The 25,284-nt window shown below is 49.7% G+C and carries 24 protein-coding genes; 17 read left to right on the top strand and 7 right to left on the bottom strand.

Translation table 11 applies throughout. The features are described from left to right. Positions 1-23 precede the first annotated feature (23 nt). Positions 24-749 carry a TspO/MBR family protein gene (locus tag AF331_RS14520; protein ID WP_327205416.1) on the bottom strand — a complete coding sequence of 242 codons (726 nt, stop codon included), beginning with the start codon at positions 747-749 and terminating at the stop codon, positions 24-26. Positions 750-948: 199 nt separating this feature from the next. On the opposite strand from AF331_RS14520, the gene AF331_RS14515 reads away from it, so the two are divergent. Next, on the top strand, positions 949-2,736 hold the full coding sequence (locus tag AF331_RS14515; RefSeq protein ID WP_053428787.1) for a M3 family oligoendopeptidase: 1,788 nt from the start codon (positions 949-951) through the stop codon (positions 2,734-2,736). Between the two features lie 694 nt (positions 2,737-3,430). On the opposite strand, the gene AF331_RS22495 is transcribed toward AF331_RS14515, so the two are convergent. Next, positions 3,431-3,841 (bottom strand): hypothetical protein, encoded by a 411-nt coding sequence (locus AF331_RS22495; protein ID WP_160316564.1) that lies wholly within the window; start codon positions 3,839-3,841, stop codon positions 3,431-3,433. Positions 3,842-4,713: 872 nt separating this feature from the next. On the opposite strand from AF331_RS22495, the gene AF331_RS14505 reads away from it, so the two are divergent. The 10 genes from AF331_RS14505 to AF331_RS14460 all read left to right on the top strand — a co-directional run bounded on the left by AF331_RS14505 (position 4,714) and on the right by AF331_RS14460 (position 13,417). Beyond that, positions 4,714-5,058, top strand: coding sequence for a lmo0954 family membrane protein (locus AF331_RS14505; RefSeq protein WP_053428785.1), 345 nt, complete (start codon positions 4,714-4,716; stop codon positions 5,056-5,058). A gap of 20 nt (positions 5,059-5,078) precedes the next feature. Continuing rightward, the gene (locus tag AF331_RS14500; RefSeq protein WP_053428784.1) at positions 5,079-5,723 is read left to right on the top strand and encodes a PspA/IM30 family protein; all 645 of its coding nucleotides are present in this window, start codon (positions 5,079-5,081) and stop codon (positions 5,721-5,723) included. A gap of 89 nt (positions 5,724-5,812) precedes the next feature. Then, positions 5,813-6,544, top strand: a complete 732-nt coding sequence (gene liaF, locus AF331_RS14495) for a cell wall-active antibiotics response protein LiaF (protein WP_053428783.1) — start codon at positions 5,813-5,815, stop codon at positions 6,542-6,544. Beyond that, on the top strand, positions 6,541-7,587 hold the full coding sequence (locus AF331_RS14490; RefSeq protein WP_053428782.1) for a sensor histidine kinase: 1,047 nt from the start codon (positions 6,541-6,543) through the stop codon (positions 7,585-7,587). Before liaF ends, AF331_RS14490 begins: the two co-directional genes overlap by 4 nt. Continuing rightward, entirely contained in the window at positions 7,580-8,212 is a 633-nt protein-coding gene (locus AF331_RS14485) for a response regulator (protein ID WP_053428781.1), read from the top strand. The genes AF331_RS14490 and AF331_RS14485 overlap by 8 nt, the downstream gene beginning before the upstream one ends. Before the next feature lie 228 nt (positions 8,213-8,440). After that, the gene (locus AF331_RS14480) at positions 8,441-9,373 is read left to right on the top strand and encodes a DUF7847 domain-containing protein (protein WP_053428780.1); all 933 of its coding nucleotides are present in this window, start codon (positions 8,441-8,443) and stop codon (positions 9,371-9,373) included. Positions 9,374-9,410: 37 nt separating this feature from the next. Continuing rightward, on the top strand, positions 9,411-10,040 hold the full coding sequence (locus tag AF331_RS14475; RefSeq protein WP_235576395.1) for a DUF4129 domain-containing protein: 630 nt from the start codon (positions 9,411-9,413) through the stop codon (positions 10,038-10,040). Between the two features lie 20 nt (positions 10,041-10,060). Next, positions 10,061-11,185 (top strand): DUF4350 domain-containing protein, encoded by a 1,125-nt coding sequence (locus AF331_RS14470; RefSeq protein ID WP_053428778.1) that lies wholly within the window; start codon positions 10,061-10,063, stop codon positions 11,183-11,185. Next, positions 11,182-12,108 (top strand): AAA family ATPase, encoded by a 927-nt coding sequence (locus AF331_RS14465; RefSeq protein WP_053428777.1) that lies wholly within the window; start codon positions 11,182-11,184, stop codon positions 12,106-12,108. Before AF331_RS14470 ends, AF331_RS14465 begins: the two co-directional genes overlap by 4 nt. Beyond that, a complete protein-coding gene (locus AF331_RS14460) occupies positions 12,083-13,417 on the top strand; it encodes a DUF58 domain-containing protein (RefSeq protein WP_235576394.1) in 1,335 nt (444 codons plus the stop codon). Before AF331_RS14465 ends, AF331_RS14460 begins: the two co-directional genes overlap by 26 nt. Here the strand turns inward: AF331_RS14460 and AF331_RS14455 are convergent. Beyond that, on the bottom strand, positions 13,397-14,371 hold the full coding sequence (locus AF331_RS14455) for a stage II sporulation protein M (protein ID WP_053428776.1): 975 nt from the start codon (positions 14,369-14,371) through the stop codon (positions 13,397-13,399). The genes AF331_RS14460 and AF331_RS14455 overlap by 21 nt on opposite strands. 101 nt (positions 14,372-14,472) lie before the next feature. Between AF331_RS14455 and AF331_RS14450 the strand changes: the two genes are divergently transcribed. Next, positions 14,473-15,273, top strand: a complete 801-nt coding sequence (locus AF331_RS14450) for an RDD family protein (RefSeq protein WP_053428775.1) — start codon at positions 14,473-14,475, stop codon at positions 15,271-15,273. A 156-nt stretch (positions 15,274-15,429) separates the two neighbouring features. Here AF331_RS14450 and AF331_RS14445 read toward each other — a convergent pair whose 3' ends face one another. Together AF331_RS14445 and AF331_RS14440 are read right to left on the bottom strand one after the other, a co-directional pair. Next, a complete protein-coding gene (locus tag AF331_RS14445; protein ID WP_053428774.1) occupies positions 15,430-15,717 on the bottom strand; it encodes a hypothetical protein in 288 nt (95 codons plus the stop codon). Between the two features lie 94 nt (positions 15,718-15,811). Next, positions 15,812-16,606 (bottom strand): VLRF1 family aeRF1-type release factor, encoded by a 795-nt coding sequence (locus tag AF331_RS14440; RefSeq protein ID WP_053428773.1) that lies wholly within the window; start codon positions 16,604-16,606, stop codon positions 15,812-15,814. Positions 16,607-16,817: 211 nt separating this feature from the next. On the opposite strand from AF331_RS14440, the gene AF331_RS14435 reads away from it, so the two are divergent. From AF331_RS14435 to AF331_RS14415, 5 genes are all read left to right on the top strand, one after another. Continuing rightward, positions 16,818-17,267 carry a PTS sugar transporter subunit IIA gene (locus AF331_RS14435; RefSeq protein WP_053428772.1) on the top strand — a complete coding sequence of 150 codons (450 nt, stop codon included), beginning with the start codon at positions 16,818-16,820 and terminating at the stop codon, positions 17,265-17,267. A 5-nt stretch (positions 17,268-17,272) separates the two neighbouring features. Continuing rightward, complete coding sequence (locus AF331_RS14430; RefSeq protein ID WP_048006779.1) at positions 17,273-17,593, top strand: PTS fructose transporter subunit IIB; 321 nt, start codon at positions 17,273-17,275, stop codon at positions 17,591-17,593. A 20-nt stretch (positions 17,594-17,613) separates the two neighbouring features. After that, the gene (locus AF331_RS14425) at positions 17,614-18,726 is read left to right on the top strand and encodes a PTS fructose transporter subunit IIC (protein ID WP_053428771.1); all 1,113 of its coding nucleotides are present in this window, start codon (positions 17,614-17,616) and stop codon (positions 18,724-18,726) included. A 92-nt stretch (positions 18,727-18,818) separates the two neighbouring features. After that, positions 18,819-21,449, top strand: a complete 2,631-nt coding sequence (gene mngB, locus AF331_RS14420; RefSeq protein WP_053428770.1) for a mannosylglycerate hydrolase — start codon at positions 18,819-18,821, stop codon at positions 21,447-21,449. Between the two features lie 68 nt (positions 21,450-21,517). After that, the gene (locus AF331_RS14415; RefSeq protein WP_053428769.1) at positions 21,518-23,431 is read left to right on the top strand and encodes a BglG family transcription antiterminator; all 1,914 of its coding nucleotides are present in this window, start codon (positions 21,518-21,520) and stop codon (positions 23,429-23,431) included. Positions 23,432-23,526: 95 nt separating this feature from the next. Here AF331_RS14415 and AF331_RS14410 read toward each other — a convergent pair whose 3' ends face one another. Then, the gene (locus tag AF331_RS14410) at positions 23,527-24,069 is read right to left on the bottom strand and encodes a GNAT family N-acetyltransferase (protein ID WP_053428768.1); all 543 of its coding nucleotides are present in this window, start codon (positions 24,067-24,069) and stop codon (positions 23,527-23,529) included. A 588-nt stretch (positions 24,070-24,657) separates the two neighbouring features. Further along, on the bottom strand, positions 24,658-24,822 hold the full coding sequence (locus tag AF331_RS22490; protein ID WP_160316562.1) for a hypothetical protein: 165 nt from the start codon (positions 24,820-24,822) through the stop codon (positions 24,658-24,660). Positions 24,823-25,284 lie beyond the last annotated feature (462 nt).

Genomic DNA, 25,284 nt, shown 5'->3' with positions numbered 1-25,284 from the left:
ACTATGAGCAGGGGGTGCAGGACCTATGCTGTTACCTTTTTCCTTCTGTAAAAGACATCGAAGAGGAAGATGATGGCGGCGAGTGCATAGGCTGCATAAGCAAACCCGGAATGCTCATCCATATTCTTCACTCCGATCCCAATGAATGCCCAGACGATGACAAGGGGATACAGGAAGTCGTTTTCCTTCGTCCTGAACCAGAACGCGAGGATGGTCGCTGCCGCCAATCCAAGGGAAGCCCAGACGATATCAGGGATGCCGAAGCCGTCGAACCCGATTTCAGTCAGATAGTACGTGACGTTCACGATCGCGGCTACCGAAATCCATCCGAGATAAATGGAGAAGGGTGCCTGATCCAAAAGGGAAGGATCAGTCGATTTCACCCGCTTATACAGGGCGATCAGTGTAAGGAGGATTCCCGCCATAACCAGGACAGAGATGCCGAAATAGTTATAGTGCCACACCACGATCCATAATGAGTTGAAGAGACAGTTGAGGATGAACCATCCGCTTGTGCGTGTATAGAGGGGCAGATCCCTCCGTGCCTTCGGGATCTGTCTCAGGACCCAGATGCCCAATAGTAAGTAAATCAGGCTCCAGATAGAGAAGACGTATCCAGCAGGTGTGAGCATGATATCCAGTCGGTCACTGATCTCCCCTGTGGATTGATTGTTCAGGGGCAGGGTGACCGCCAGCGTATTCATCACGATGACCAATGCAAACGCAAGGATGTTAAGAATGACTCTCATAATGATGACCTCCAATTTTTTCGTAGTTTATCCGGAAAATCGTTTTCCATGCTATACTATTCCACTTTTGACATATTAAAAACCTCTGGACGACAGTTTGGGAAGAAAGGATTAAAGACGTGTAAAGCAGGAATTTTACCCTTTCATCACGAATAAAGGCAGAGAGAAGGATAAAAACGAACACTTTTAGGAGGACATAATGAGCCATTCAACACATACATATTCAGAAGTTTGGGATTTGGACGTATTCTTCAAAGGAGGCAGCGAATCAGCCGAGTTCCGGGCGCATCTGGAAGAACTGAAAGAGATGAAGCGGCGGTTCGAGGAAAACGCGGTGGCATTCTACCCTCCTCAATCAGGCGAGGACGCAGCTCTTGTCTGGAACCTGATCGATGAAGCAAAAGACGTCATGATGAACCTCAGACAGGCAGGCGCATTCGTCAGCTGTCTCGAGGCACAGGATATGCACGACAGGAAGGCAAACGCCCTTCGGGGAGAAGTGACAACCATCAGCGCGGACTTTTCAAGTGTATTCACGAAGTTCCAGCAGCAGCTGTCTGAATGCAGCGAACAGGTATGGGCTGAGCTTCTCAAGCATGAAGGACTGAAGGAAATCGCCTTTGTCCTTGAAGAATGGCGTCAAAAAGCAAAAGATAAACTATCAAGTGAGGAAGAGTCTTTGATCGGGGCACTTGCAGTAGACGGCTATCATGGATGGGGTCAGATGTATGACACGATCGTAGGCACCATGACCATCGAACATGACGGGAAGAGCTATTCCGTAGGACAGGCGAATAATCTTCTTTCCCACCCTGACGACAACACGCGTAAAGCGGTGTTCGAGAAGCTTGAAAAAGCCTGGGGAGAAAAAGAAGAGCTGTTTGCCAAAACACTGAATCACCTATCCGGATTCAGGCTCAATGTCTATAAAAAGCGAGGCTGGGAAGAGATTTTAAAAGAGCCTCTTGAATACAACCGGATGAAGCAGGAAACCCTCGATGCCATGTGGGGAGCGATCTCAAAACATAAGGCTCCATTTGTCGAGTACCTTAATCGAAAAGCGAAGATCCTAGGCAAGGAAAAGCTGACATGGTCAGACCTTGATGCCCCTGTGGCAGAGACTACCTCCACCATGTCCTACGATGAAGGAGCGGCATTCATCCAAAAACAGTTTGCGCGTTTCGGATCCGAAATGGCCCAGTTCACAGAAAAAGCGTTCGAAGATTCTTGGATTGAAGCCGAGGATCGCCCCGGTAAACGCCCTGGAGGCTTCTGTACCTCTTTCCCACTCAGTCAGCAGTCACGGATCTTCATGACCTATTCGGGGACGATGTCCAATGTATCGACCCTTGCCCATGAGCTTGGTCATGCGTTCCATTCACATGCCCTGAAGGATATGCATACGCTGAACCGCAATTATGCCATGAACGTGGCGGAAACGGCCTCCACATTTGCAGAAATGATCGTGGCGGACGCAGCGGTACAGGAAGCGGAGTCGAAGGAAGAGAAGGTCGCCCTCATTGAAGATAAGCTTCAGCGCAGTGTGGCGTTCTTCATGAACATCCATGCGCGGTTCTTGTTCGAGACGCGCTTCTATGAGGAGCGTGCGAAAGGAATCGTATCGTCAGATAAACTGAATGAGCTTATGGCTGAAGCGCAGAAGGAAGCGTACGCCGGAGCAGTGGATGAAGTCCATCCACACTTCTGGGCATCTAAGCTTCATTTCTACATCACAGGTGTGCCGTTCTATAACTTCCCGTATACGTTCGGTTACTTGTTCTCGTTGAGCATTTATGCGAAGGCGCTTGAGGCTGGTGGGGATTATGAGGAGAAGTATATGGCGCTGCTTCGTGATACGGCGGTGATGAATGTGGAGGAGCTTGCGATGAAGCACCTTGGCGAGGATATCACGAAAGAGGCGTTCTGGGAGAAGGGGATCAGACTTTGCATTCAGGATGCGGAGGAATTTCTCGAGTTGACGAAATAAGCATGAGCAGCAACAGCGTTTGTCAGGTTTCTGGCAGGCGCTGTTTTTTTGTGGGATTGCGATCCTAATTTTTAATGAGGATGTGGTGGAGAGGAGACCGTTTCGTTCCGCTGCGGCCACCCGCTTTCCATGGGGCGTGCGGTGAGCCGCTTCGGCGCGCCTGCAGGGTCTCACCCTGCCCGCTATTCCCATAGGAGTCGGGAGGCCTTCGCTGCACTGCACTTTGTGCGCAGGATAGAGGATGTGCTGATTCGAAACAGGGGAAATTGCCATCCTGATCTTGTAATGAGGTTGTGACAGAAAGGAGATCGTTCCGTTCCGCTGTGGCCACCCGCTTTCCATGGGGCGTGCGGTGAGTCGCTTCGGCGTTGCCTGCAGGGTTTCACCCAGCCCGCTATTCCCATAGGAGTCGGGAGGCCTCCGCTGCACTTCACTCTGAGTGGAGGAGGGGAGATGTGCTGGTTCGGAACAGGGAATCGCCATCTTTTTTTTATGAGTGTGTGGAGGAGATTAGATCGTTCCGTTTCGCTGCGGCCTCCCGCTTTCCATGGGGCGTGCGGTGAGCCGCTTCGGCGCGCCTGCAGGGTCTCGCCCTGCCCGCTATTCCCATAGGAGTCGGGAGGCCTTCGCTGCACTGCACTCTGAGTGGAGGAGGGGCGATGTGCTGGTTTGGAACAGGGAATCGCCATCTTTTTTATGAGTGTGTAGAGGAGATTAGATCGTTCCGTTTCGCTGCGGCCTCCCGCTTTCCATGGGGCGTGCGGTGAGCCGCTTCGGCGCGCCTGCAGGGTCTCACCCTGCCCGCTATTCCCATAGGAGTCGGGAGGCCTTCGCTGCACTGCACTTTGTGCGCAGGATAGAGGATGTGCTGATTCGAAACAGGGGAAATTGCCATCCTGATCTTGTAATGAGGTTGTGACAGAAAGGAGATCGTTCCGTTCCGCTGTGGCCACCCGCTTTCCATGGGGCGTGCGGTGAGTCGCTTCGGCGTTGCCTGCAGGGTTTCACCCAGCCCGCTATTCCCATAGGAGTCGGGAGGCCTCCGCTGCACTTCACTCTGAGTGGAGGAGGGGAGATGTGCTGGTTCGGAACAGGGAATCGCCATCTTTTTTTTATGAGTGTGTGGAGGAGATTAGATCGTTCCGTTTCGCTGCGGCCTCCCGCTTTCCATGGGGCGTGCGGTGAGCCGCTTCGGCGCGCCTGCAGGGTCTCACCCTGCCCGCTATTCCCATAGGAGTCGGGAAGCCCCCGCTGCACTTCACCCTGTGGATATGAGAGGGGATGTGCTGATTGGAAACATGCTAACGCCATCCTGTTTTTTGCAATGATTATGTGCTGAATGCGAGCTTTTTCCGTTCGCTATACTTTGTGCGCAGGAGAAGCATGACATCCCCATCCTAGTTTCTTTATTAGCATGGCTTTCTATCCTTATTAACAAACCGATTACCTCCCCCAGTCCAATAGCACTGAGTGGATTGGAGCGGAAGGGATTTGACTCCTGCGGAAAAGGGGGATGATCGAGACCCCGCAGGCACGAGGAGGCTCGACATGCCCCCCGCGGAAAGCAAATCCCTGCAGCGCAAAGGAACGGACTACCTTCCCACCAAAGGCTTCACTTAGGACTACGAAGCCATTAATTCTAACTAGGATCAGGATGATCAAAAATCCTGCTTGGCATCAGGAGGCTCGACATGCTCCCTGCGGAAAGCAAATCCCTGCAGCGCAAAGGAACGGACTACCTTCCCAACAAGGACCTCAATTAGAACTATACCTGGATGATGAAAATCCTGAAGGCACGAGAAAGCACGACATGTTCCCCGTGGAACACAGATTCTATAGCAAAGGAACACCCCGCCAGCCAGCAGGTCCGAGTACCGCTACGTCTCAGGTCCTAGTGTGAAATCTGGCTGTAGCTCGTTATGGAAAACGAGCGTAGCAGGTAGGATAAAGACATGAAGAAGAAAGGAGGAAACAATGATGAAGAAATTCGGTTTGATTGTGGCAGGGGGGATCTCGGCCATCGTGCTCCTTGTGAATCTGGGTCCGATCGCGGTCCTTCTTATATCGGGTGCCCTCATGTACGTGAGCATCAAGCAATTCCTGAAAACAGACTCGACGTTCGCCAAAATCGTGTGGGCACTGATCGGTCTCGCAGCTTTCAGCTCGACCGTCTCGAACTTCCCGGCCATCATCGGCTTGGTTGCCCTGTACGTGCTCTATGTGATCTATAAGGACTGGAACAAAGAAGAAGCGGTGAAAGAAGAATCCACCGATCCGTTCACGAACTTTGAACGTGAATGGTCCAAATTGAATAAAAACTGATCTTAAAGGAGAGAAAAACAATGGGAAACCTATTCCAACGAATCAAACATACCGTCATGTCCGATATCCACGAAGTCATCGACAAAAAAGAACAGAAAAATCCGATCGCTGTGCTCAACCAGTATTTGAGACAGTGTGAGCAAGAAGTAGAAAAAGTCCAGAAGCTGATGGAGCGCCAATACACGCTGAAAGAAGAGTTCAAGAAGGAGCATCATCATGCTCTATCCCTTGCTGAAAAGCGCAAGCATCAGGCAGAGGTGGCAGGGAAGGCAGGAGAAACCGAGCTTCATCAGTTTGCCGTTCAGGAGCAGTCTTTCTACGAAGAAAGGGCACTTAGGATTGCAGAATCTGCGGCTCAGGCTGAGAAGGATCTGCAGGATCTGGAGCGGAAATATGAAGAGATGAAGCACAAGCTGAAGGATATGTACATTAAACGGATGGAGCTCATGGGCAGGGAGAACATCGCCCGTGCCCAGAGCAAGGTCAATACCGTGCTGGATCCGTCTGCAGGATACACGGATGGGCGTTTCTCCAAGTTTGATGAAATCGAGCAGTATCTTGACCGGTTGGAGCATGGAGTCCAAAACTCATACTACCGCTCGACAATCGATGCCAAGATCGCACAATTGGAAAAAGAAACGAAAAAAGAAGAGACAGCTTCATAAAACATGGTATTCTAATCATAGTGAAAAAGGGGTTGCCCGAATCGGGTCACCCCCTTTCCGATTGATAGACAAGGGAAGGAGGGAATGCTTTGATCAATCGACTTAGAACCGACGGCATCAGCTGGATCATCCTGATCGGGATATTATTATTGTTCCTTGAGGTGTCTTTTTTTGATGGAGGTGTTCTCATCTTCCTTTGCATCGCAGCCTTCTGCATCTATCTTGGAAGGAAAAAGCTGCCGAGCAAATCGGGCAGGCTGCTCATGTGGTTCGGGATCATCGTCCTCGTGGTCAATATTTTCAACACAGTGGCCTTCAAGTTCTCGCTGTTTGCCCTATTGCTCTATGTGATCTTCCGCTATGCCGACTCAAAAAAATCGCCCAAGACGGTGCAACCGTCATTCAAGGAGGGAGCTCCGCCTTTGAAGGCTCCCGTCGTGCTAAAACGGGCAGCCATCCAAAACGAATGGTTCGGCCGCAAGAAGACGCCTGAGGGTGTCTATGAGTGGGAGGATATCAATGTTCAGGGAATCATCGGTGATACGGTCATCGATCTCGGGAATACGTACCTGCCGAAAGGGACATCTGTTGTGACGGTAAGGAACATCCTGGGGAACGTTGAAATCCTGGTTCCTTACGATGTGGAAGTGAGCATCCATCACTCCGTCCTGGCGGGAGCGATCGAAGTATTCGAGCATCAGGAACCCCGGGTTTTCAATGAGTCCCTTTATTATCAAACACCAGGCTACGAGGAAGCCCCGCAGAAAGTGAAGGTGGTCATTTCCATGTGGGTGGGGGATCTCGAGGTGAAACGGACATGAGCAGCGTAGGAAAGCAGATCATACGCAGTGTCCTGTTGTCACTGGGGCTCTTCATCCTTGTCACGGCCGGCTATTTTTATCTTTTCCCCCTCTCTGATTGGTCTCTGCTCCTTGAAGTGGAAATCATGGACATTCCCGGGGTGGGGTTCATCTTGTTCGTTTGCTTGATCATCGGGGGGGCTTTCGGTGTGAAGACAGGCTTGGGGCAGAAGCAGCAGTTCAGGGAAATTGAAGAGGCGCTCCTTCTGGCCAAGCAAGGGAAGCCTGTGCAGATTAAGGATGATGGAGGCGAGCTTTACCATGTCCTGAGAAAAGCCGATGATCTAAGGACGCAGCTTTCAGAACAGGCAAGGACCTCGCAGAAGCTTGCCACACAAAAAGCGGAAGAGTCGGAAAAACGTGTCCAGGAAATCGTATCGGAGGAGCGGAACCGCCTGGCGAGGGAGCTTCATGACTCCGTCAGTCAGCAGCTGTTCGCTGCCTCCATGCTCATGTCTGCCATAGCGGAGACCCCTTCTGAATCCCGCTCTCCGGGGGAACAGAAGCAGCTTGATATGGTGGAAAGGACGATCCAGCAATCCCAGCTTGAGATGCGGGCGCTTCTTCTCCATCTTCGTCCCGTAGCCCTGAGAGGGAAGACCCTTCAGCAGGGAATGGAAGAACTCCTTGTGGAGCTTGCCCAGAAGATGCCCCTTGATATCCAGTGGAAGGTGGAGGAGATGGATCTTGATAAAGGAGTGGAGGACCATCTATTCCGTATCTTGCAGGAATCCGTATCCAACACCCTGCGTCATGCAAAGGCGGCGAGCCTTGATGTCCGGTTGATCATCCGTGAATCCATGATCATCTTGAGGGTGGTGGATGATGGTCAGGGCTTCGATGTGAACGAGTCCAAGGTGACAAGCTCCTATGGACTTCAGAATATGAAAGAACGCGCCCTGGAAATCGGGGGCACGGTCAAAATCATCAGTGTACCGGGTAAAGGCACGAGCCTGGAAGTCAAGGTGCCTGTAGTGGAGAAGGAAGGGGATAGTCATGATTAAGGTAGTATTTGTCGATGACCATGAAATGGTGAGGATCGGTGTATCAGCCTATCTGTCAGCGCAGCCGGATATCGAAGTCGTCGGAGAAGCATCCGACGGCAGTGAAGGGGTCCGGATGGCATTGGAGCTCAGACCGGACATCATCTTGATGGATCTCGTCATGAAAGGAATGGACGGCATCGAAGCCACGAAAAATATCGTCTCCGAGTGGCCGGAAGCGAAGATCATCATCGTCACAAGCTTCCTGGATGATGACAAAGTGTATCCTGCGCTTGAAGCGGGTGCGGTCAGCTACATGCTGAAAACGTCCAAGGCAAGCGACATTGCCGAAGCCGTCAGGAAGACTTATGCCGGTCAATCAATCCTTGAGCCTGAAGTGACGGGGAAGATGATGACCCGGATGAGGCAGAAGACCGTCAGTCATCCCCATGAGGAGCTGACGAACAGGGAGCTTGAAATCCTTCTGTTGATGACACAGGGCAAGACGAATCAAGAGATTGCCGACGAGCTCTTCATTGCGTTGAAGACGGTCAAGACCCATGTCAGCAATATTCTTTCGAAGCTTGATGTACAGGACCGGACACAGGCAGTCATCTATGCTTTCAAACACGATTTGGCCAGATAGCCACAGGAAAAGACGTTTCCGACAGGGAGAAGAACCTGCCGGAAGCGTCTTTTTTTAGCTGTTTCACATTTTTTTGCATTTCCGCCGGGTTGAAACTATATATCTGAGAAGGGTAGATGGTAATATTAGTATAAACGGAGGAAATTAGCCATATTTCGTCAAAAGGCAGGCAGGAAATGATAAAATAGGCGGTATATTGTCAAAAAAAGAAAGATTAGGAGTGAAAAAATGAATGGTTCTTTAAATAAGCCAAAGGGGTTCGGACAAATCCTGGATCAAACGTTCCGCCTGAGTAAACAGCATTTTAAAACGTTTTTCCTCGTATTCCTGACGCTGGTCGGTCCGTTTTTCCTATTGGAGGCACTCATCAACCTGATGATGGGAACGAGCTTCCTGAAAGAAGTATCAGTAGGACCCGAAATCTTCAGCGGTGCTGGATTTGAAAGCTGGGCAAATGATATCGCGGCGGAAGAGGAAGCCTTAACCCCTGGCTATCTAATCGGGTCGTTACTTCTCGGTTTCGTTACCATTGTCTCGTTTTTTATCTATCCGGCTGCCCAAGGTGCGATCATCTTTGGCGTTGATCATATCCGGAAGGGGGAGAGCTTCACCTATAAGCAGATCCTCAAGGAAGGTTTTTCCCGTTACGGCCCCCTTCTCGGGAGCACCCTTCTCATTTCTCTCATCGGGGGTGGGATGATGATTATTCCTATGATCATCATCGTTTTCCTAATTGCGTTTGGCTCGCTCGTCCATCCTTTTATAGGACTCATGATGAGCATCGTATTATTCACGGCCCTTTTCGTCGGGGTTTTGTATTTTATGGTGCGTTGGGGCTTCGGTGTCGCCATCTCAGCCATGGAAAAGGGCAGTGCGCCGGCGCTTGGACGAAGCTGGCACCTGACGAAAAGACGTACATGGACCATCGTAGGATTGTTCGTGATCTATGCATTGATCGTGGGTGTCATCACTGGGGTGTTGCCACTGACGCTAGGGCTCTTCCTTGGGAATAGCGTAGTATATCAACTTGTCGTAAACCTTGTCACCCTATTCACGACGATGATTATTTCAGTCGGGTATGCCATCATCTATTTCGACTTGAAAATCCGCAATGATGGGGACGACCTTGATCAATTAATCGATGAATATGAGACGGTCTGATTGGAAGTATGATAGGAAGTAGGTGAGGAACGGATTGTTGAATGAAGGGAAAGCACGTGATCAGTTGGAAGATATCCTGAATGATCCGGAATATCAGGCCTATCATAAGGATCCGGGTTTCTTCAGCGAACTTTGGGACAAAGCACTTGAGGCGATTGCAAAGGCAATCGAGGCCATATTTCCAGCTGTGGAGCCGACAGCAAGGGCATCCTCCATCATTTTGATCGGTATCATCGCCTGTCTCATCATTGCGCTAGTGGTCATCACCATAGTGCTGATAAGCAGGAGGGTGAAGAGAAGGAAGCTGAACGAGAGCAAGCCGCTCCAGTCCATGAACGAACTGGAATGGTCATACGAGAGGCATATGAAAGAAGCCGAAACATTTGCAGCTTCAGGCAATCATTCTCAGGCAACGCGTCATATGTTCCTTGCCCTCCTGCTCTATTTCCATGAAAGGGAATGGCTGAAGGCGATGGTATGGAAGACAAACTGGGATTACTATGATGAGCTGAGAAAGGTCAATAAGGAATGGGCTGATCGCTTTTACAGGCTGGCGATCGTCTTTGATCAAGTGGCATACGGGGAACGAGAAGTGGATGCCCCTGAGTACGTCTCATTCCGTGATGAGGCGATCGAGCTCATCAGAGACAAGGGACATGAGAGCTAAAAGGGAGGGAGGAAAGAGCATTGAAACGATTGTCAAACCTTAAAGGATGGATCGGATTTGCCGTTGCCATCGCAGTATTCCTGACGGCGGGCGTCCTCCTATCAGGAGATAAGCCGAAGGACTATAAGCCGTTCCTCTCCGAATCACCCTCCCCGACAGGAACAAAAGCGCTTTATACGTACCTTGGGCAGGAAGCACCGGAAGTATCGCGGTGGGAGTTGCCTTCTGATCGTCTTCCCGATGGGTCGGATCAGCTGCTGATCATGATCGAACCTTTTTCTTTCCCCACCCAGGAGGAAATCCAGGGATATGAGGATTTCATGGAAAGAGGGAATACCATCCTGCTCATCAAAGAGGACCCGGATGGATTATTCGGAATCGAAACGGAGTATACCGACCAGTTTACGAACAATGTCAATCTTGGGCAGAGACTCTTCAGAACAGGTGAGCTCTCGAATGTAAGGATCATACCGGAAGACGATGTAGTCCTTCTGAGTGATCGGGAAGGAGCCGTTGCAACAAAGCGCGAATTCGGTAACGGAGAACTCATTGTCTCGACAAATCCGCAGTGGTTCATCAACAACACGATCCTGAAGAAGGAGCATCTTCCCATCCTCCTGACCCTCCTGAGAGAAGCGGGTGCCGATGATAAAGACGCCATCTTGTTTGATGAGTACTATCACTACGGCACTTCAGGATTACGGGATGTACTGGTGTATCCGCAGTGGATGCTCATCTTCTTGTTGCAGGTCATCATCTTGACCATCCTCTGGCTCTGGTTGAAAGGGAAACGATTTGGTTCCATCGAAACGGTCAGGGAGGAAACAGTGAGGTTCAGCGATGAACGGATCAGGGCACTGGGCTCTTGGTACATAAGGAGGAAGCTTTATAAGGAATCCCTCCAAATGCAGGCGGACTATGTCAGGCAGTCCCTTCAAGACCGCTGGGGCATCCCTACATCAAAGGAATGGCCGGATATACAGGATTCCCTGAAGCGAAGGGTCAAGCTTCTCCCGGATAAGAAGATCATGGCGATCACAGAGGGACTTCCGGTCGTTCTGCAGAGAGCACGATTGGATCAAGTGGAATACGTAAAGTGGTCACAAGCGATTGACGAATTGAGGAAAGAGGTGGAGGATCTATGAATCAAGAAATAAACGCCCTATTGAATAAATATGAAGAGAGAATCATCGGTCAATCTACGAACCTGAGATTATTGCTGTCTGCTGTACTGGCAGGGGGACATGTCCTCGTGGAAGGTGTGCCAGGTACGGGGAAGACACAGATGGTGAAGACGCTGGCAAGACTGATCGGCGGGGGATTCAACAGGATCCAATTCACCCCGGACCTTCTTCCGAGCGATATTACGGGGAGCACCATCTACAATATGAAAGAAAGCTCCTTCCAAACCCTGAAGGGACCGATTTTCACCAACATTCTATTAGCGGATGAAATCAACAGGACACCAGCAAAGACTCAGGCTGCCCTGTTGGAAGCGATGGAAGAGAAACAGGTCACCATCCAGGGGAAGACGTATACCCTCGAAGAAGTATTCTTCGTCGTTGCAACGCAGAATCCGTTGGAGTTCGAAGGCACGTATCCTCTTCCGGAGGCCCAGCAGGATCGATTCCTTTTCAAACTTGATATTGACTTCCCTTCATTTGCAGAAGAGAAGCAGGTGCTGGCCCAGGTGATTGCGGGGATCCGCACAGAGTCGGATGCACCGGTCATGGACTTGGCCACCTTCCTCTCCATCAGGAATGAAATAGAAGGGGTGACCATCAACGACGCCGTACTGGATTACATCATGCAGATCGTCCGGCGTACCCGTGAGACGGAATCGATCCGCTTCGGAGCAAGTACACGTGCCGCCATTTCCATTGCCCGGGCTGCACGGGCATGGGCATACCTTCAAGAGAGGGACTACGTGACCCCGGATGACGTCAAGATTGTAGCAAAGCCAGCTCTGAGACACAGGATCCAGCTATCCCCGCATGTAGAATTGGAGGGATTGACCGTTGACCAAATCATCCAGGAACTTGTTGGGTCGGTTACTGTTCCAAGATAAGGGGATCCTTCCGACAGGAAAACTCCTTATCGTATTCGGGATTGCTTCAAGCCTCCTGATCGTAGCAGGGGGATTCGGTCTGCCGTGGCCCCTTGTTTTCCTCATCGATGCACTCCTGATCGGTCTCAGCCTGTGCGATCTCCTTCTATCACCTAAGAAAAAAGAGGTGGGGATGTCAAGGCAGATTGAGAATCAGTTGGAACGTGGCCTTGAATATAAAGTGGACCTTCACATCCATAACGCTTCCCATCACGAGATGCTCATCGAACTGAAGGACGGGCTCCCGCAGGTGTTTGAGGCCCGTTTCCCCCTGAAAGGGAAAATCCCTGCTTCCAGCAGTTTAAGCGGAAGCTATAACATGGTCGCACCCGTACGGGGTGATTACAATCTTAGTCGCATCTACCTTCGCTACAGGAGCCGATTCGGACTATGGGCAAAGCAGAAGACTTTTAAAACGGATGACGCAGTTCGAGTCATTCCGGATCTTACCGAGACGAGGAAGGTTCTTGAAGACGCCCAGCAGTACCTTATGTATGAAGGGCAGAAGATCCGGAAACAAAAGAGCGGATCCGGGGAGTTTGCTAAGATCCGGACATATGTTACGGGCGATGACCCCCGTATGATCAACTGGCGTCAGACCGCCAAGCTCCAGGAAGTCATGACCAATGAGTATGAGCCGGAACACGGCAAATACATCACGATCCTGATCGATTGCGGACGGATGATGGGGGCTGAATTGAAAGAGGGAAATCGGCTGGAGAAATCACTCGAAGCTGCCATGACCGTAGCGGCGGCTGCATTGAAGAACGGTGACTATGTATCCGTCATTGGCTTCAGTCGGGAAATCAAAGTGTATGTTCCGCCGGCAAAAGGAATGGGGCATATGCAGACGATCCTCGAACAGATCTACTCGCTTCAAGTGGATGCGGCAGAATCAAATTATGCCCTTGTGTTCCAGCATATCCAGTCGGTGCAGCGAAAGCGAAGCCTTCTTCTTTTATTCAGTGATGTGCATACATTCTTGAATGAAGATAGTCTCCTCTTTCATTTCCAACGTTTAAGAAGGCAGCATCTATTCCTGACAATCGGAGTGGAAGATGAGACGGTCATAAATAGGAGCAAGGATGAGCCTGCCAATGTGAAGGCGACCATGATCAAGAGCATGGCGCAACAACAGATCATGGAGAAGAGAAAAGAAAAGATGAAATGGGAAAAACAAGGCCTCCATATGCTGGAGGCCCGTGAGGAGAAACTGGCTTCAACGGCCGTTTCCCATTATATTGATGTGTTAAACAGAGGTCTCTTGTAATTTGTTCCTTCCTAGAAGGAGCTTTCCGATGGCGACATAAAGGATGAGTCCCAGAACGGTCACCAGGGCGACTCCATATTTCACGGAGAGCGGAATCGCTGCCGGCGTGATGAACCCCTCGATGAGGCCTGCGATGACAAACAGCGGAATCGTTCCGAGAACGAGCTGGACCGATCGTTTGGCCTGCACTTTGAGATGGTATCCCCTTGAAAGGGTGCCGGGTACAAAAAGTTTGTACCCCATGAGAAGCCCTGCACCGCCGGCGATGAAAATCGCTGTCAGTTCGATCATTCCATGAGGGACGATATACGCCCAGAATTCATAGGTGTGTCCGGCATTGGTAAACACGGCAGCAAGGGCTCCAAGGAGGACTCCGTTATAGATCAGCACATAGGTTGTCAACAGACCAAACGTGATGCCGCCTGCGAAAGCAAGGAAGGAAACCTGGATATTATTCGTCATGATGGCTCCCGACATGGTCGGTGAGTCGACATTTCCATCGATTTCACCTGTTGAGGAAGGATCGACGGTTTGGGCCATGCTGTCAGGCAGGATGGAATAAGCGGTGAGGGGGTCGCCGATGACGGCGATGAACGCCCCTGCTGCTCCCAGGAAAAACAGTCCCATGGCGATAACGACAGCTTTCCACTGTTCAAGGAGCAGTCCGATGAACGTAGTGGAGAAGAATCGGCGTACCTGCTTTCCACTCGATAGCTGGTCATTGTATAAAAGATTATGGGATTGAGATACAAGGCCATTCAAGTATTGAGTAACATCTTCTTTCGGATAATAGGTCTGACTGTATGAGAGATTCTGGGCCGCCTTTTGATAGAGCTTATTGAAGCGCCGGATGGCATCCCCGGAGGCATTTCTCTTTTTCTGGAGGACCGTCATCAACTCTTCAAGGCGTTTCCAGTCTTCCCGATGTTGTTTAACGAACTGTTTGACGTTCATGAGCACACCTTCCTGTCGGTAATGATACCTCTTATTATAGTAATTTTAGGAAAAAATAGAAACTGTTTCGCATGAAATTCAATAGAAAGGAGGATATATTCATGATGGAAGAAAAAGTGGAAGTCAAAACCCCCGAATACGTGTCCCTCAAATTTGAACCGGCAGGACTCGGAAGCAGGGCGGCGGCCCTCATCATCGATCAGGCAATCATCACCGTCGTAGCACTATTGATCCTGTTCATCACGTTCTTAGGCGTGTGGGGATTCGATATGTATTTAGGTCTTGGATCTATATCGCCTTATCTGATCTTGGGTGTGGTGATCGTGATGTTCATCCTTAACTGGGGATACTTTGCCGGGCAGGAGTACTTCTGGAACGGGAAGACGATCGGGAAAAAGATACTCGGCATCCATGTGATGCAGGAGAATGGCCATCGTATCACGCTTCTTTCTTCAGTGATCCGGAACTTGATGAGGATCATCGATCAACTGCCTGCTTACTATGTTCTGGGAATGATCATGGTGTATGCCCATCCCAAGCATAAACGCCTTGGAGACCTCGTTGCGGGAACGATCGTTGTTCATGAGCGAAGGGCCAAGAGTAAGCGGATGAGCAGGCTGGACAAGGAGATTCAAAGAAGGAATCTTAAGAGTGAAGATCTTAAAATCGAGGAATGGAATATGAAGCAGCTGAATGAGAGGGACTGGACCTTGTTGAAAGGGTACGCAGAACGCTTCACCAATCTTCCCCTCGAGAAAAGGAACGAGCTGACGAAGAAGATCGCCACCATTTTGTTTCCTAAGCTCGAACTGAGCAAGGAGCAGAAGACGTATGAGCAGCTAGAGAATACGCTGCTGATCCTTTATCTGAAGCTTCGCGATGAGTGGGAATATGAATTATAGAAGAGGGCTCTATGCGGTTTCACTGCATAGGGCTTTTTTATTGTGTCGGAGTGGGGATCCCCGTGTTGCGTGGAGGAAAGACCCTGAAGTCTCCCGTTATGTAGGTTTACTTTGGAGGAGAATAATGAAACCATTATTCTCCATTTTTTGTGCAGATCACTCCATACCAGGAGCCTTTTGAATTTCAAAAATGAGGACAATCGCAGTGATGGCATGGGCGATAAGCCGGATGACAGGGAAGAAGTTAAGGAAGGAAGCGATGATTCCAAGCACACTTCCGAGAACGGGCTGGTCATCCGATCGGGAAATGAAGAATACTCCCAGGTGCCACAGGGAAATGAGACAGAGAAGATACGGGATGGATTCACCGGCGAGATTTCCGAAAATCGGTACGGCCAAGAAAAGCTCGATTGAAAAAGATAACCATTTAATTCGTGATAGCACAGGCGCACACCTCCTGTTTTCAGTGTATGAATGGAGTGGGCGGATGTGCATGAAAGAATGAAAGATCCCGCCGGTTTGGCGGGATCTTTCTGTTCTACGCGAGGATTTTTTCGATTACGTGATGTTCATTTTCATTGAGGAGATTCTTACCGATTGTCTCATGTACTTCTTTGTTCATATTTTCCTCCAATACGGCTGCTTCTTCCTTGTTGCCGACAAGGATGATGCGGTCCCACTTTTCATCAGCTGCTTTTTTATCGAGCATGCTGGCGAGACTCTTCCACCAGCGCTGCTGATTGGCCTTGACCCGGTTTTCGAACTCTTCTTTTTGGTTCGACTTGGAACTTCCCATGCTGGCGTCTGCGTGGTGGGGACCTTCATACTTCCGCCAGTCGTCGGTGTCGAGATCGAACTCCATGGATTCGTTCGATAAGAGGTTGCCGAAAGCAGACGTCAGGATCTTGACCTGATTTTGTTGGATGAGGATGAGACCGGTATGGGGGTAGGATTCATGCAGTTCCTTCAGAGCGTCAAGCATAGGATCTTCTTCCCAATAGAAGTTGGTTTCCACCGGCACCTGAAGCTCGAGGGCTTCCCAGATGCCACTGTCCCGGGATGCGAAAAAAATGAAGCTCCGGGGAAGTTCACGCTCCTTGCTGTGCACATATTCTTCGACTTTCAGACGCAGATCCTTCAAACGTTCCTGTTCTTCAGGGGCGCTCTCCAGGTATTCCTCGAGCCTGTTGAATCCGTTCTTCAAGGCGATTTTCCATTCTCCTCCCTGCTGATCGGGATCGCTCCGGTCGGTATTCAAGTACACGGTCAGCATCTTATCGGGGGTGTGCAGGTGCAGGTTCTCCAACATATTCATCAGTTTAGGGAAACTCATGGTACTCCTCCTTTAAGCAGTGTATGGTATGTATTTAAACGGAGGGGTACCACTTTAAACATATATAGGTAAATTTGTATGTAAATAGTGTGTCGGATCTTTCGTGTACATTTTTTCCGATTGTTTTGGAAATTCTTTATATTCATCTATGATAGCGATTTCATTATGATAGATTCATAAGCAAACGACAACAATATGAGGGGTGACACAATTGCTACTATCACCGGAGCTGATCTTCCTGGAACAGGAGTTCAAAACGAAAGAAGATATCATGAACTTCATCGGCGATGTATCGGTCAAATTCAACATAACAGATAACAAAGAAGCATTGGTGAGGGACCTTTGGCAGCGGGAGAAGGAATATTCCACCGGACTATCAGAATCCGTCGCCCTGCCCCACACGAAGAGCGATGCCGTCATGGAGGCAAGGATTTGCTTCATCCGCTTGAGGAATGAAGTGGACTGGGACTCTCTGGACGGAAAGGACGTGAAGTACGTCTTCGGGATCCTCATGCCGAGCAGCAATCTGGAAAATCTCCATTTGAAAGTCATCGCTTCCCTGGCAACCAATCTATTGGAGGATGAATTCAAAGAGAAGCTGGAGAGCCTCGAGACCGCAGAAGAATTGTATCAGTATTTTACTAATCAAATAGGAGCGTGACCACTATGAAAATTGTAGGTGTAACATCATGTATCGCAGGATTGGCCCATACACCGATGGCAGCGAAAGCCTTGGAGAAAGCAGGAGTTAAGCTTGGGTATGATGTGAAGATCGAGCAACAGGGAGCCCTAGGGAAAGTAAATGAAATCACCCCGTTGGAAGCATCAGAAGCAGATTTCGTCATCATCGCAGCAGATAAGGCGATTGAAGATATGGAACGTTTTGAAGGCAAACGCATCGTGCGGGTGAAAATTGGTCAGGCAGTCAGTAAAGCCGAGCTTGTTCTTCAAAAAGCGGTAGAAGCCGTTCAAAAAGCAAACGCATAGGGGCCAAAGGGGGACTTAAGATGAAAAAGTGGTTATCGGAAGCAAAACAGCACTTGATGACAGGTATATCGTTCGCCCTGCCGATCATCATCGGCGGATCGCTGGTGGTCGCCATTGCGAAAATGATCGGGTTCGGATTCGGGGTGAGCAACCTCGATGATTATGCAGACGCATCAGGCTTCCTGCATTATGTGTACCTCTTCCAGGGAATCGGCTGGACGGCAATCGGACTCCTCAATGTGATTCTTGCCGCCTACATCGCCTATTCGATCGGCGGGAAGCCGGCACTTGCCGCAGGATTTGTCGGTGGAAGCCTGGCCATCAGTACGAATGCAGGGTTCCTTGGAGCCGTGATCGCCGGATTCTTTGCCGGTTACCTCACGATCCTCATCAAGAACAAAGTTCAAATCAAGGGAGCAGCGGCAAGCACCGTACCGTTGATCATCCTTCCGCTCATCACCGTCGGCCTGACGGGGATCCTCATGGCCCTAGTATTGGGTGGACCTCTGGGCGCATTGAATCAGGGACTGATTGATTGGATCAATAGCATGACCCAGAGCGGAACGAATAAAGTCCTTCTGGCCGTCATCCTCGGGGCCATGATCGGATTCGATCTTGGTGGACCGGTCAATAAGGCAGCCTGGATGGCCGGTAACGCCTTATTGGCTTCCGGTATCTATCTACCGAACATCATGATCAATATCGCGATCTGCATCCCGCCACTCGGCTATGCAATTGCGACTGTCATCCGCAGAAGCAAATTCAACGCAACATTCCGTGAAGCAGGGAATGGTGCATGGATCATGGGGATGATCGGCATCACAGAAGGGGCGATCCCGTTCACCCTCCGTAATCCGCTGAAGATGATCCCGCTCAATATGATTGGATGTGCCGCCGGTGCAGCGATAACGATCCTGCTTGGTGCCTATGACAAGATGCCACCGATCGGTGGACTATACGGAGCCATCTCCATCGGGAATCCGTTCGCATACTTGATCGGAGGAATCAGTGGAGCCCTCATCATCGCCATCGGTGCGGTACTCCTAGGTAACTTCAATGACGAAGAAGAAGTGAAAACAAGCAAAACGGCAAAACCAACAGAAGAGGACGAGATCGAGCTCGTCCTAGAATAAATCAATCGCCTGTCACGGAGAAATCCGTGACACGGCTATTTTCCAAGATCACTCATTAAGGAAGAGGAATCTCTTCTCCTCAGGAGGTCATCATGTTGAAAGCAAAAACAAAAGTACACGTCATTCCCCATACACACTGGGATCGCGAATGGTATTTCACAACATCACGGTCGAAAATCTATCTTGCGAAGCAGGTGAAGGAAGTCCTTGAAACGCTTGAAAACAACGAGGATTTTAAGTACTACCTGCTGGATGCGCAGGCATCACTCCTAGATGACTACTTGAAATGGTATCCAGAAGACAGGGGGCGACTGGAAGCGTTGATCGCGGCTAAGCGCATCATGACAGGACCTTGGTATACACAGACCGACCAGCTGGTCATTTCGGGTGAATCCATCGTCCGGAACCTTTACTACGGACAAAGCATTGCAGAATCATTCGGTCACTCCATGGCGGTCGGCTATGTGCCCGACGCATTCGGGCAGGCGGCTCAGATGCCTCAGATCTACAAGCAGTTCGGCATCGATACATTCCTCTTCTGGAGAGGGGTTGCCGATAATCGCTTGAAGCAGACGGAGTTCACCTGGAAGGGGTCGGATGGCAGTGAAGTCTTCGCCGTTCAGATTCCATTCGGTTACTACTACGGAGGCAACATCCCTGAAGGCGAGGACGATATCCTTCCATATCTCAATGAACAAGTCGGGAAACTCGAAGCAAAAGCGTCTACGGAGCATGTTTATTTCCCGAATGGTTTCGACCAGGCCCCAATCCGCAAAAACCTGCCTGAGCTCATCAATCGATTCAACGAAATCGATGAGGACCGTGAGTATGTCCTGAACGAGCCAGAGCGCTTCCTCCAGGAGATCAAAGAAGCCGCCACTTCACTGCCGGTATTGGAAGGAGAACTGACAGAAGGGAAACACAGCCGGATCCATAAGACCATCTTCTCAACGAGGGCGGACCTCAAGCAATTGAACAACCAGATCGAGAACTTCATTACGAACACACTCGAGCCTGTTCTCACAATCAGCCATTCCCTCGGGCACGACTATCCTCATGAGACGGTAGCGGAGATCTGGAAGCTCATGTTCGAGAATGCCGCCCATGACAGCATCGGTGGTTGCAACAGTGATACAACCAATCAGGATGTCTTCTTCCGGTACAAGCAGGCGCGGGATCTCGGGGACAATCTCCTTGAGCTTCATATGCGCATGATCGCTCAGAAGATCAATCAGGAAGAAACCTTCTCCTTCACAGTATTCAATGCGCTTCCTTATGCAAGGAAGGGATATGTGGAATTCGACGCCTATCTTCCGGAGAAGGAATTCACGATCCGCGATGTCAACGGTGAACAGCTGCCCTTCACGATCAAGGAAAAAACCGAGCTGACCGATTATGTGCTCAATCAGCATATCTATCTCAATCCAAGCAAGAAAGTCTATCTGCCTGAGAAGGTATATGCAGCAAAACTGGTCGTCAAAGTCAATGACATCCCGTCCCTCGGATATTCACAGTTCTATTTTGATCTGAAAGAAAACGAACTTGGAGATCAACCGAATGAAAAAGTCGATGCGATTGAAAATGACCACTACCGCATCCAATTTGAAGATGATTGCACCCTGACCATTACGCATAAGCCGACAGGAAGCGTCTATAAGAATCAAATGATCTTCGAAGAAAACGGGGACGATGGGGATTCATACAACTACTCACCGCCGCGCAAAGATCTGATCATCAGCTCTGTCGGGGCGGATGGAACGGTGGACGTGGGAAGGAATGCCGTAGAGGAAATCATGAACATCAATCTGTTGATGGAAGTACCACGTGACCTGGAAGAACGGGCCGATGGGAAATGCTCTGTGGATATGCCTCTGTCTGTAACGGTGGCACTTCGTTCCGGAGATCCACTTATCCACTTTAACGTCGACTTGGATAACCAGGCACTAAGCCATCGTCTCCGCGTAGTATTCGCAACGGATATTGCCTCCAGGTTCTCCTATGCAGATCAGCCTTTTGGTATAATCAAGAGACCAGTTGCCCTTCCGGAACTCGATGTGTGGGAAGAAGAAGAGTGGCAGGAAAAGCCGATTTCCATCGAACCGATGCAAAGTTTCGTGAACTTGCATGATGAGGGTCATGGATTCACGGTCTTCACAGAAGGAGTCCGTGAGTATGAAATCATCGGCGAGCATTATGACACGATTGCCCTCACCCTGTTCCGTACGTTCGGATACATGGGCAAAGAGGATCTTCTATACAGACCTGGTCGTGCTTCTGGAGAGAAAATCATCGAAACTCCTGATGCACAAATGATCGGTGAATTGAAGTTCACCTTTGCATACCAGATGAATACAGGCTACTTTGATGATGCAGAGCTTGTCAGGACAGCGAAGGAGTACCTGTCGCCGCTTGCGGTGTATCAACTGGCAGACTTCCTAAATGGGCGCTTGATCTTCTCGAATCGGGATGAAGAAGCGAAGTTTGAAAAGGAATACAGCCTGTTTGAAGTCAGCCCTGACCACACAGCTGCAGTGAGTGCCATCAAGAAAGCAGAACGGTCGGATGCTTACATCCTGCGATGCTTCAATCCATACGAGACTTCAAAGTCGACGGTCGATGTAAAGAATCGCACGTTGGAAGCAGTGGCCCTGAACGAAACAACAGCTATGGAAAACATCACGGACTTGTCACACTGTCAGCTTCAAACCTACGTTATAAAATGAATGCAATCATAGGGGTATCCCCCCTATGATTGTTCACGTTGGGTGGCAGTCGAAAAGAGGAGATGCAATTGAATTTATTCTTGAATAAACGCCTTGCCGGAATCTTTCAATCATTCCTGGAGAGGGATGGATGGCTGCCTGATGAGATGGCATCCCATTTTGATGTCTCCACGCGTACCATCAGAACCGATATCAAAAAGCTCAATGACAGTCTTGCACCCTATGGAGCAGAGATAGCCCTTGAGAGGCAGAAAGGATATCACCTTCTGGTATGGGAAAAAGAAGCGTTTGATGGCTTATGTGATCAATTCAACCGCCAGAACGTGGTGCAGGATGACCCGGACTACCGCGTTCAATACGTCTTGAAATCCCTCTTATTATCAAAAGGATTCACGAAGCTCGAAGACCTGGCCGATCAGATGTTCATCAGCAGAGCCACGTTGAACAATGATATGAAAAACGTTCGCAGAATCCTGACAGGGTATCATCTGGAACTGTCGTCAAAACCGGGCCACGGGATAAGAGTGGACGGGGAAGAAAAGAACATCCGATTCTGCCTTGCGAAAAATCTATCGCAAGGATCCTCCGAAATCGGTCGGACCAGCGCCCTTCATCGCTTTTTTGACATGAAGGAGTTAGAGAAGATCTCCACTATCCTGACGGCTCAGTTTAGGCAGCACTCGTTGAATCTGCCGGATATCGCTCTGGAAAATCTCATCATCCATACAGCCATATCCATCGAACGAATCCGTACAGAGCACCCGATTTCGGTGTTTGCCACATTCGAAGCACCGGTCGACTATCAGCAATTGGCGGAAACCATCGTGAGCGACCTTGAGGAAACATTCTCCCTCGGATTCTCTGACGCTGAGAAGATTTACTTCCTGCTGCAGATCATGAGCAAGGTGCGCCCAAAGGTGAAGGACGGAGACTATATGGCAGATGAGCAACATGAGCTCGTCATGGATATGCTTGAGTATATCTATAAGCGGCATCATTATGACCTCCGATCCGACACCCAGTTAAAATCGGATCTCATTTCTCACCTGAAGGCCATGCTCTACCGGATCCGATTCAATATGAATATGAAGAACCCCCTCCTGGATCATATCAAAATCAACTATCCCGTGGCCTATGAGGTCACCCTAGGGGCGGTGAAGGGAGTACAGGATCGATTTCCGAGCGCGGTGAACGACGATGAGCTCGGCTACCTCGTCCTTCATATCGGGGCAGCCCTTGAGCGGAAGTACTTCCTGGAGTCAGACCGGAAAAAAGTGGCGCTCATTGTATGCGGGACAGGGCTCGGTACCGCCCGTCTCCTGGAAACGAAGCTGCGTGCCACGTTCCGGGACCTGGTGATCACGGATATCATCTCCCTTTATGAATATGAACACCGGGAGAGCATCAGTGAAGACATCGTCATCTCGACAGTGAAATTATCCAAAAAGAACAAACCGGTGGCGATTGTCAGTCCCTTCCTGACTGACGATGAATCAAAGCAGGTAGAAGCCATTATGAATGAGTCGATCCTGAAATCGACCATGCTCACGACCTATTTCAGGCCGATTCTATTCCGCCACATAGAAGGAAAGGTGGACAAGGAAAGCCTGTTGAAAAGCATGAGTGAGCAGTTGGAAGCAGAAGACTTCGTGGATCAAGATTTCCATGCATCGGTCCTTGAACGGGAATCCCTTGGTTCCACTGCGATCGGAAAAGGAATCGCTATACCGCATCCCCTGGGATTGATCGCCAAGGAAACCATCATCAACATCGCCATCCTCGATCACCCGGTCGAATGGAATGACGGGCATGAAGTAGGCGTCGTATTCCTCATCGCCATGGGGAATAAAAACTACGAAGAAGCAACCAAGATCTATGATCTCTTCATCGAATTCACCGAAAGCAAGAAGTACAAGGAGCTGTTGAAATGCCGCTCTTTCGAAGATTTCGTTGCCCTGTCAAACGTCATCATGGATAAATAAGAGACCACCCCGGTTTTTGATGCCCGGGGTGGTTTCTACATTTTAGCGTGAGGCATGAAAAAAGCCGAATCCGTCACGGCTATCTGTTTGTGCCCTTAGAATAACTTGTACCAGTATAAAGTGGCATCGATATTTGGGTTGTATGCTTGTTTTAGAGTATCAACTCCACCCAGCTTGAACCCTTGTTTCACGTAAAATCTGCATGCATCGAGATTATCATCCTGTGCTTCAAGGGACATGCCTATAAGACTTCGTTCCCGTGCCCATTCCTCTGCTTGATGTAGGAGTACCTTTCCGACACCGCTGCCTCGGTATTCTCGTTTCGTTGCAATGTTTTCGATGTAACAGAATCGATTCCACTCTTTCACGACTCGAATCTGCCCTATACAGGAATCGTTCAGATAAGCTAAGAAAACTTTTTTGTCCTCCCGGTCGATATACTGGTCCCATTCAAGGTGGTCGTCGGGGAACCGTGTTTCTGTCTCTTCATCAAAAAGAACTTCTTTGTAGGACCACTTCCCCGATTGTAAGCGGGGGACGACTCGGCCGTATAGTCTGAAGGGGTCGTTTGTTTTGTTAATGTCTTCTATTAGATCATCGGTTAATGGAGAGATGATGAGTTTGCTTTCGTGAGTCAATCGTATGCACTTCCTTTCTGGTCTGGTTTTGGGTTCGGTCTTTTTCAGATGATTGTTGGTGTATCCTCTATTAATAATTCCATAAAAAGTGAATGAGTCCTTGTTTGAGTGATAAGCATTCTTGGTAGGGGTGTATCTTTGGGTAGGGTCCGTTCCCTTTCGCTACAGGGATTTGCTTTCCGCGGGGAGCAAGTCGAGCCTCCTCGTGCCTGCGGGGTCTCAATCATCCTCCTTTTCCGCAGGAGTCAAATCTCTTCCGCTTCAGTGCACTCTGTGATGGTGATTAGAAATGCGTTGGACTTCCATTCCATAAGTTAGGGCAGGGTGGCATAAAGTCATCGTTTCGTTCATTGTGAGGAGGGGTGCTCATGAAGAGTGGTCCGTTCCCTTCCGATGCAGGAATTTGCTTTCTGCGGGAGTCAAATCCCTTCCGCTTCAGTACACTCAGTGCTAGTTAAGTAGGCTATGCATACAACAAGGTAGCGACGGGGATCTAAATCATTCATTTTTTTAAAATAGTGTGGAGTCGTATGCAAATGATTTCAAACCTCATAGAAAAGGTGGGATCCATTCCCCTTTAAGAATCACCTAACGCTCATCAATTCGCACAAAGTGCAGTGCAGCGAAGGCCACCCGACTCCTATGGGAATAGCGGGCAGGGTGAGACCCTGCAGGCTCGCCGAAGCGGCTCACCGCACGCCCCATGGAAAGCGGGTGGCCGCAGCGGAACGGAACGACCCATTCTCCCCTCACTCCCATTTGAAAACAGGAAGTTGATTCCCTGTTTCGAAATAGCCCATTATCGTTTTTACATAACGTAATGGCCCATCTACGGCTTCAATTTTTCATAATGGAGGCCATAACATCTTGCGTAGAATCAGTCGGATACCACTTCAATGCACAAAGTGCAGAGCAGAGGAGGTCACCCGATTCCTATGGGAGAAGCGGCTCACCGCACGCCCCATGGAAAGCGGGTGGCCGCAGCGGAACGGAACGACCCATTCTCCCCTCACTCCCATTTGAAAACAGGAAGTTGATTCCCTGTTTCGAAATAGCCCATTATCGTTTTTACATAACGTAATGGCCCATCTACGGCTTCAATTTTTCATAATGGAGGCCATAACATCTTGCGTAGAATCAGTCGGATACCACTTCAATGCACAAAGTGCAGAGCAGAGGAGGTCACCCGATTCCTATGGGAGAAGCGGCTCACCG

This window comes from Rossellomorea marisflavi, assembly GCF_001274775.1.
Taxonomy (GTDB): domain Bacteria; phylum Bacillota; class Bacilli; order Bacillales; family Bacillaceae_B; genus Rossellomorea; species Rossellomorea marisflavi.
The sequence above is the reverse complement of the archived record's forward strand: the minus strand, read 5'-3'. Positions and strand labels throughout refer to the sequence as shown.

Excerpts from the sequence above, each read along its gene's own strand:
- AF331_RS14520 (WP_327205416.1), bottom strand. The coding sequence starts at position 749 with ATGAGAGTCATTCTTAACATCCTTGCGTTTGCATTGGTCATCGTGATG.
- AF331_RS14515 (WP_053428787.1), top strand. The coding sequence starts at position 949 with ATGAGCCATTCAACACATACATATTCAGAAGTTTGGGATTTGGACGTA.
- AF331_RS22495 (WP_160316564.1), bottom strand. The coding sequence starts at position 3,841 with ATGGCGATTCCCTGTTCCGAACCAGCACATCTCCCCTCCTCCACTCAG.
- AF331_RS14505 (WP_053428785.1), top strand. The coding sequence starts at position 4,714 with ATGAAGAAATTCGGTTTGATTGTGGCAGGGGGGATCTCGGCCATCGTG.
- AF331_RS14500 (WP_053428784.1), top strand. The coding sequence starts at position 5,079 with ATGGGAAACCTATTCCAACGAATCAAACATACCGTCATGTCCGATATC.
- AF331_RS14490 (WP_053428782.1), top strand. The coding sequence starts at position 6,541 with ATGAGCAGCGTAGGAAAGCAGATCATACGCAGTGTCCTGTTGTCACTG.
- AF331_RS14485 (WP_053428781.1), top strand. The coding sequence starts at position 7,580 with ATGATTAAGGTAGTATTTGTCGATGACCATGAAATGGTGAGGATCGGT.
- AF331_RS14480 (WP_053428780.1), top strand. The coding sequence starts at position 8,441 with ATGAATGGTTCTTTAAATAAGCCAAAGGGGTTCGGACAAATCCTGGAT.
- AF331_RS14465 (WP_053428777.1), top strand. The coding sequence starts at position 11,182 with ATGAATCAAGAAATAAACGCCCTATTGAATAAATATGAAGAGAGAATC.
- AF331_RS14455 (WP_053428776.1), bottom strand. The coding sequence starts at position 14,371 with ATGAACGTCAAACAGTTCGTTAAACAACATCGGGAAGACTGGAAACGC.
- AF331_RS14450 (WP_053428775.1), top strand. The coding sequence starts at position 14,473 with ATGATGGAAGAAAAAGTGGAAGTCAAAACCCCCGAATACGTGTCCCTC.
- AF331_RS14440 (WP_053428773.1), bottom strand. The coding sequence starts at position 16,606 with ATGAGTTTCCCTAAACTGATGAATATGTTGGAGAACCTGCACCTGCAC.
- AF331_RS14430 (WP_048006779.1), top strand. The coding sequence starts at position 17,273 with ATGAAAATTGTAGGTGTAACATCATGTATCGCAGGATTGGCCCATACA.
- AF331_RS14425 (WP_053428771.1), top strand. The coding sequence starts at position 17,614 with ATGAAAAAGTGGTTATCGGAAGCAAAACAGCACTTGATGACAGGTATA.
- mngB (WP_053428770.1), top strand. The coding sequence starts at position 18,819 with ATGTTGAAAGCAAAAACAAAAGTACACGTCATTCCCCATACACACTGG.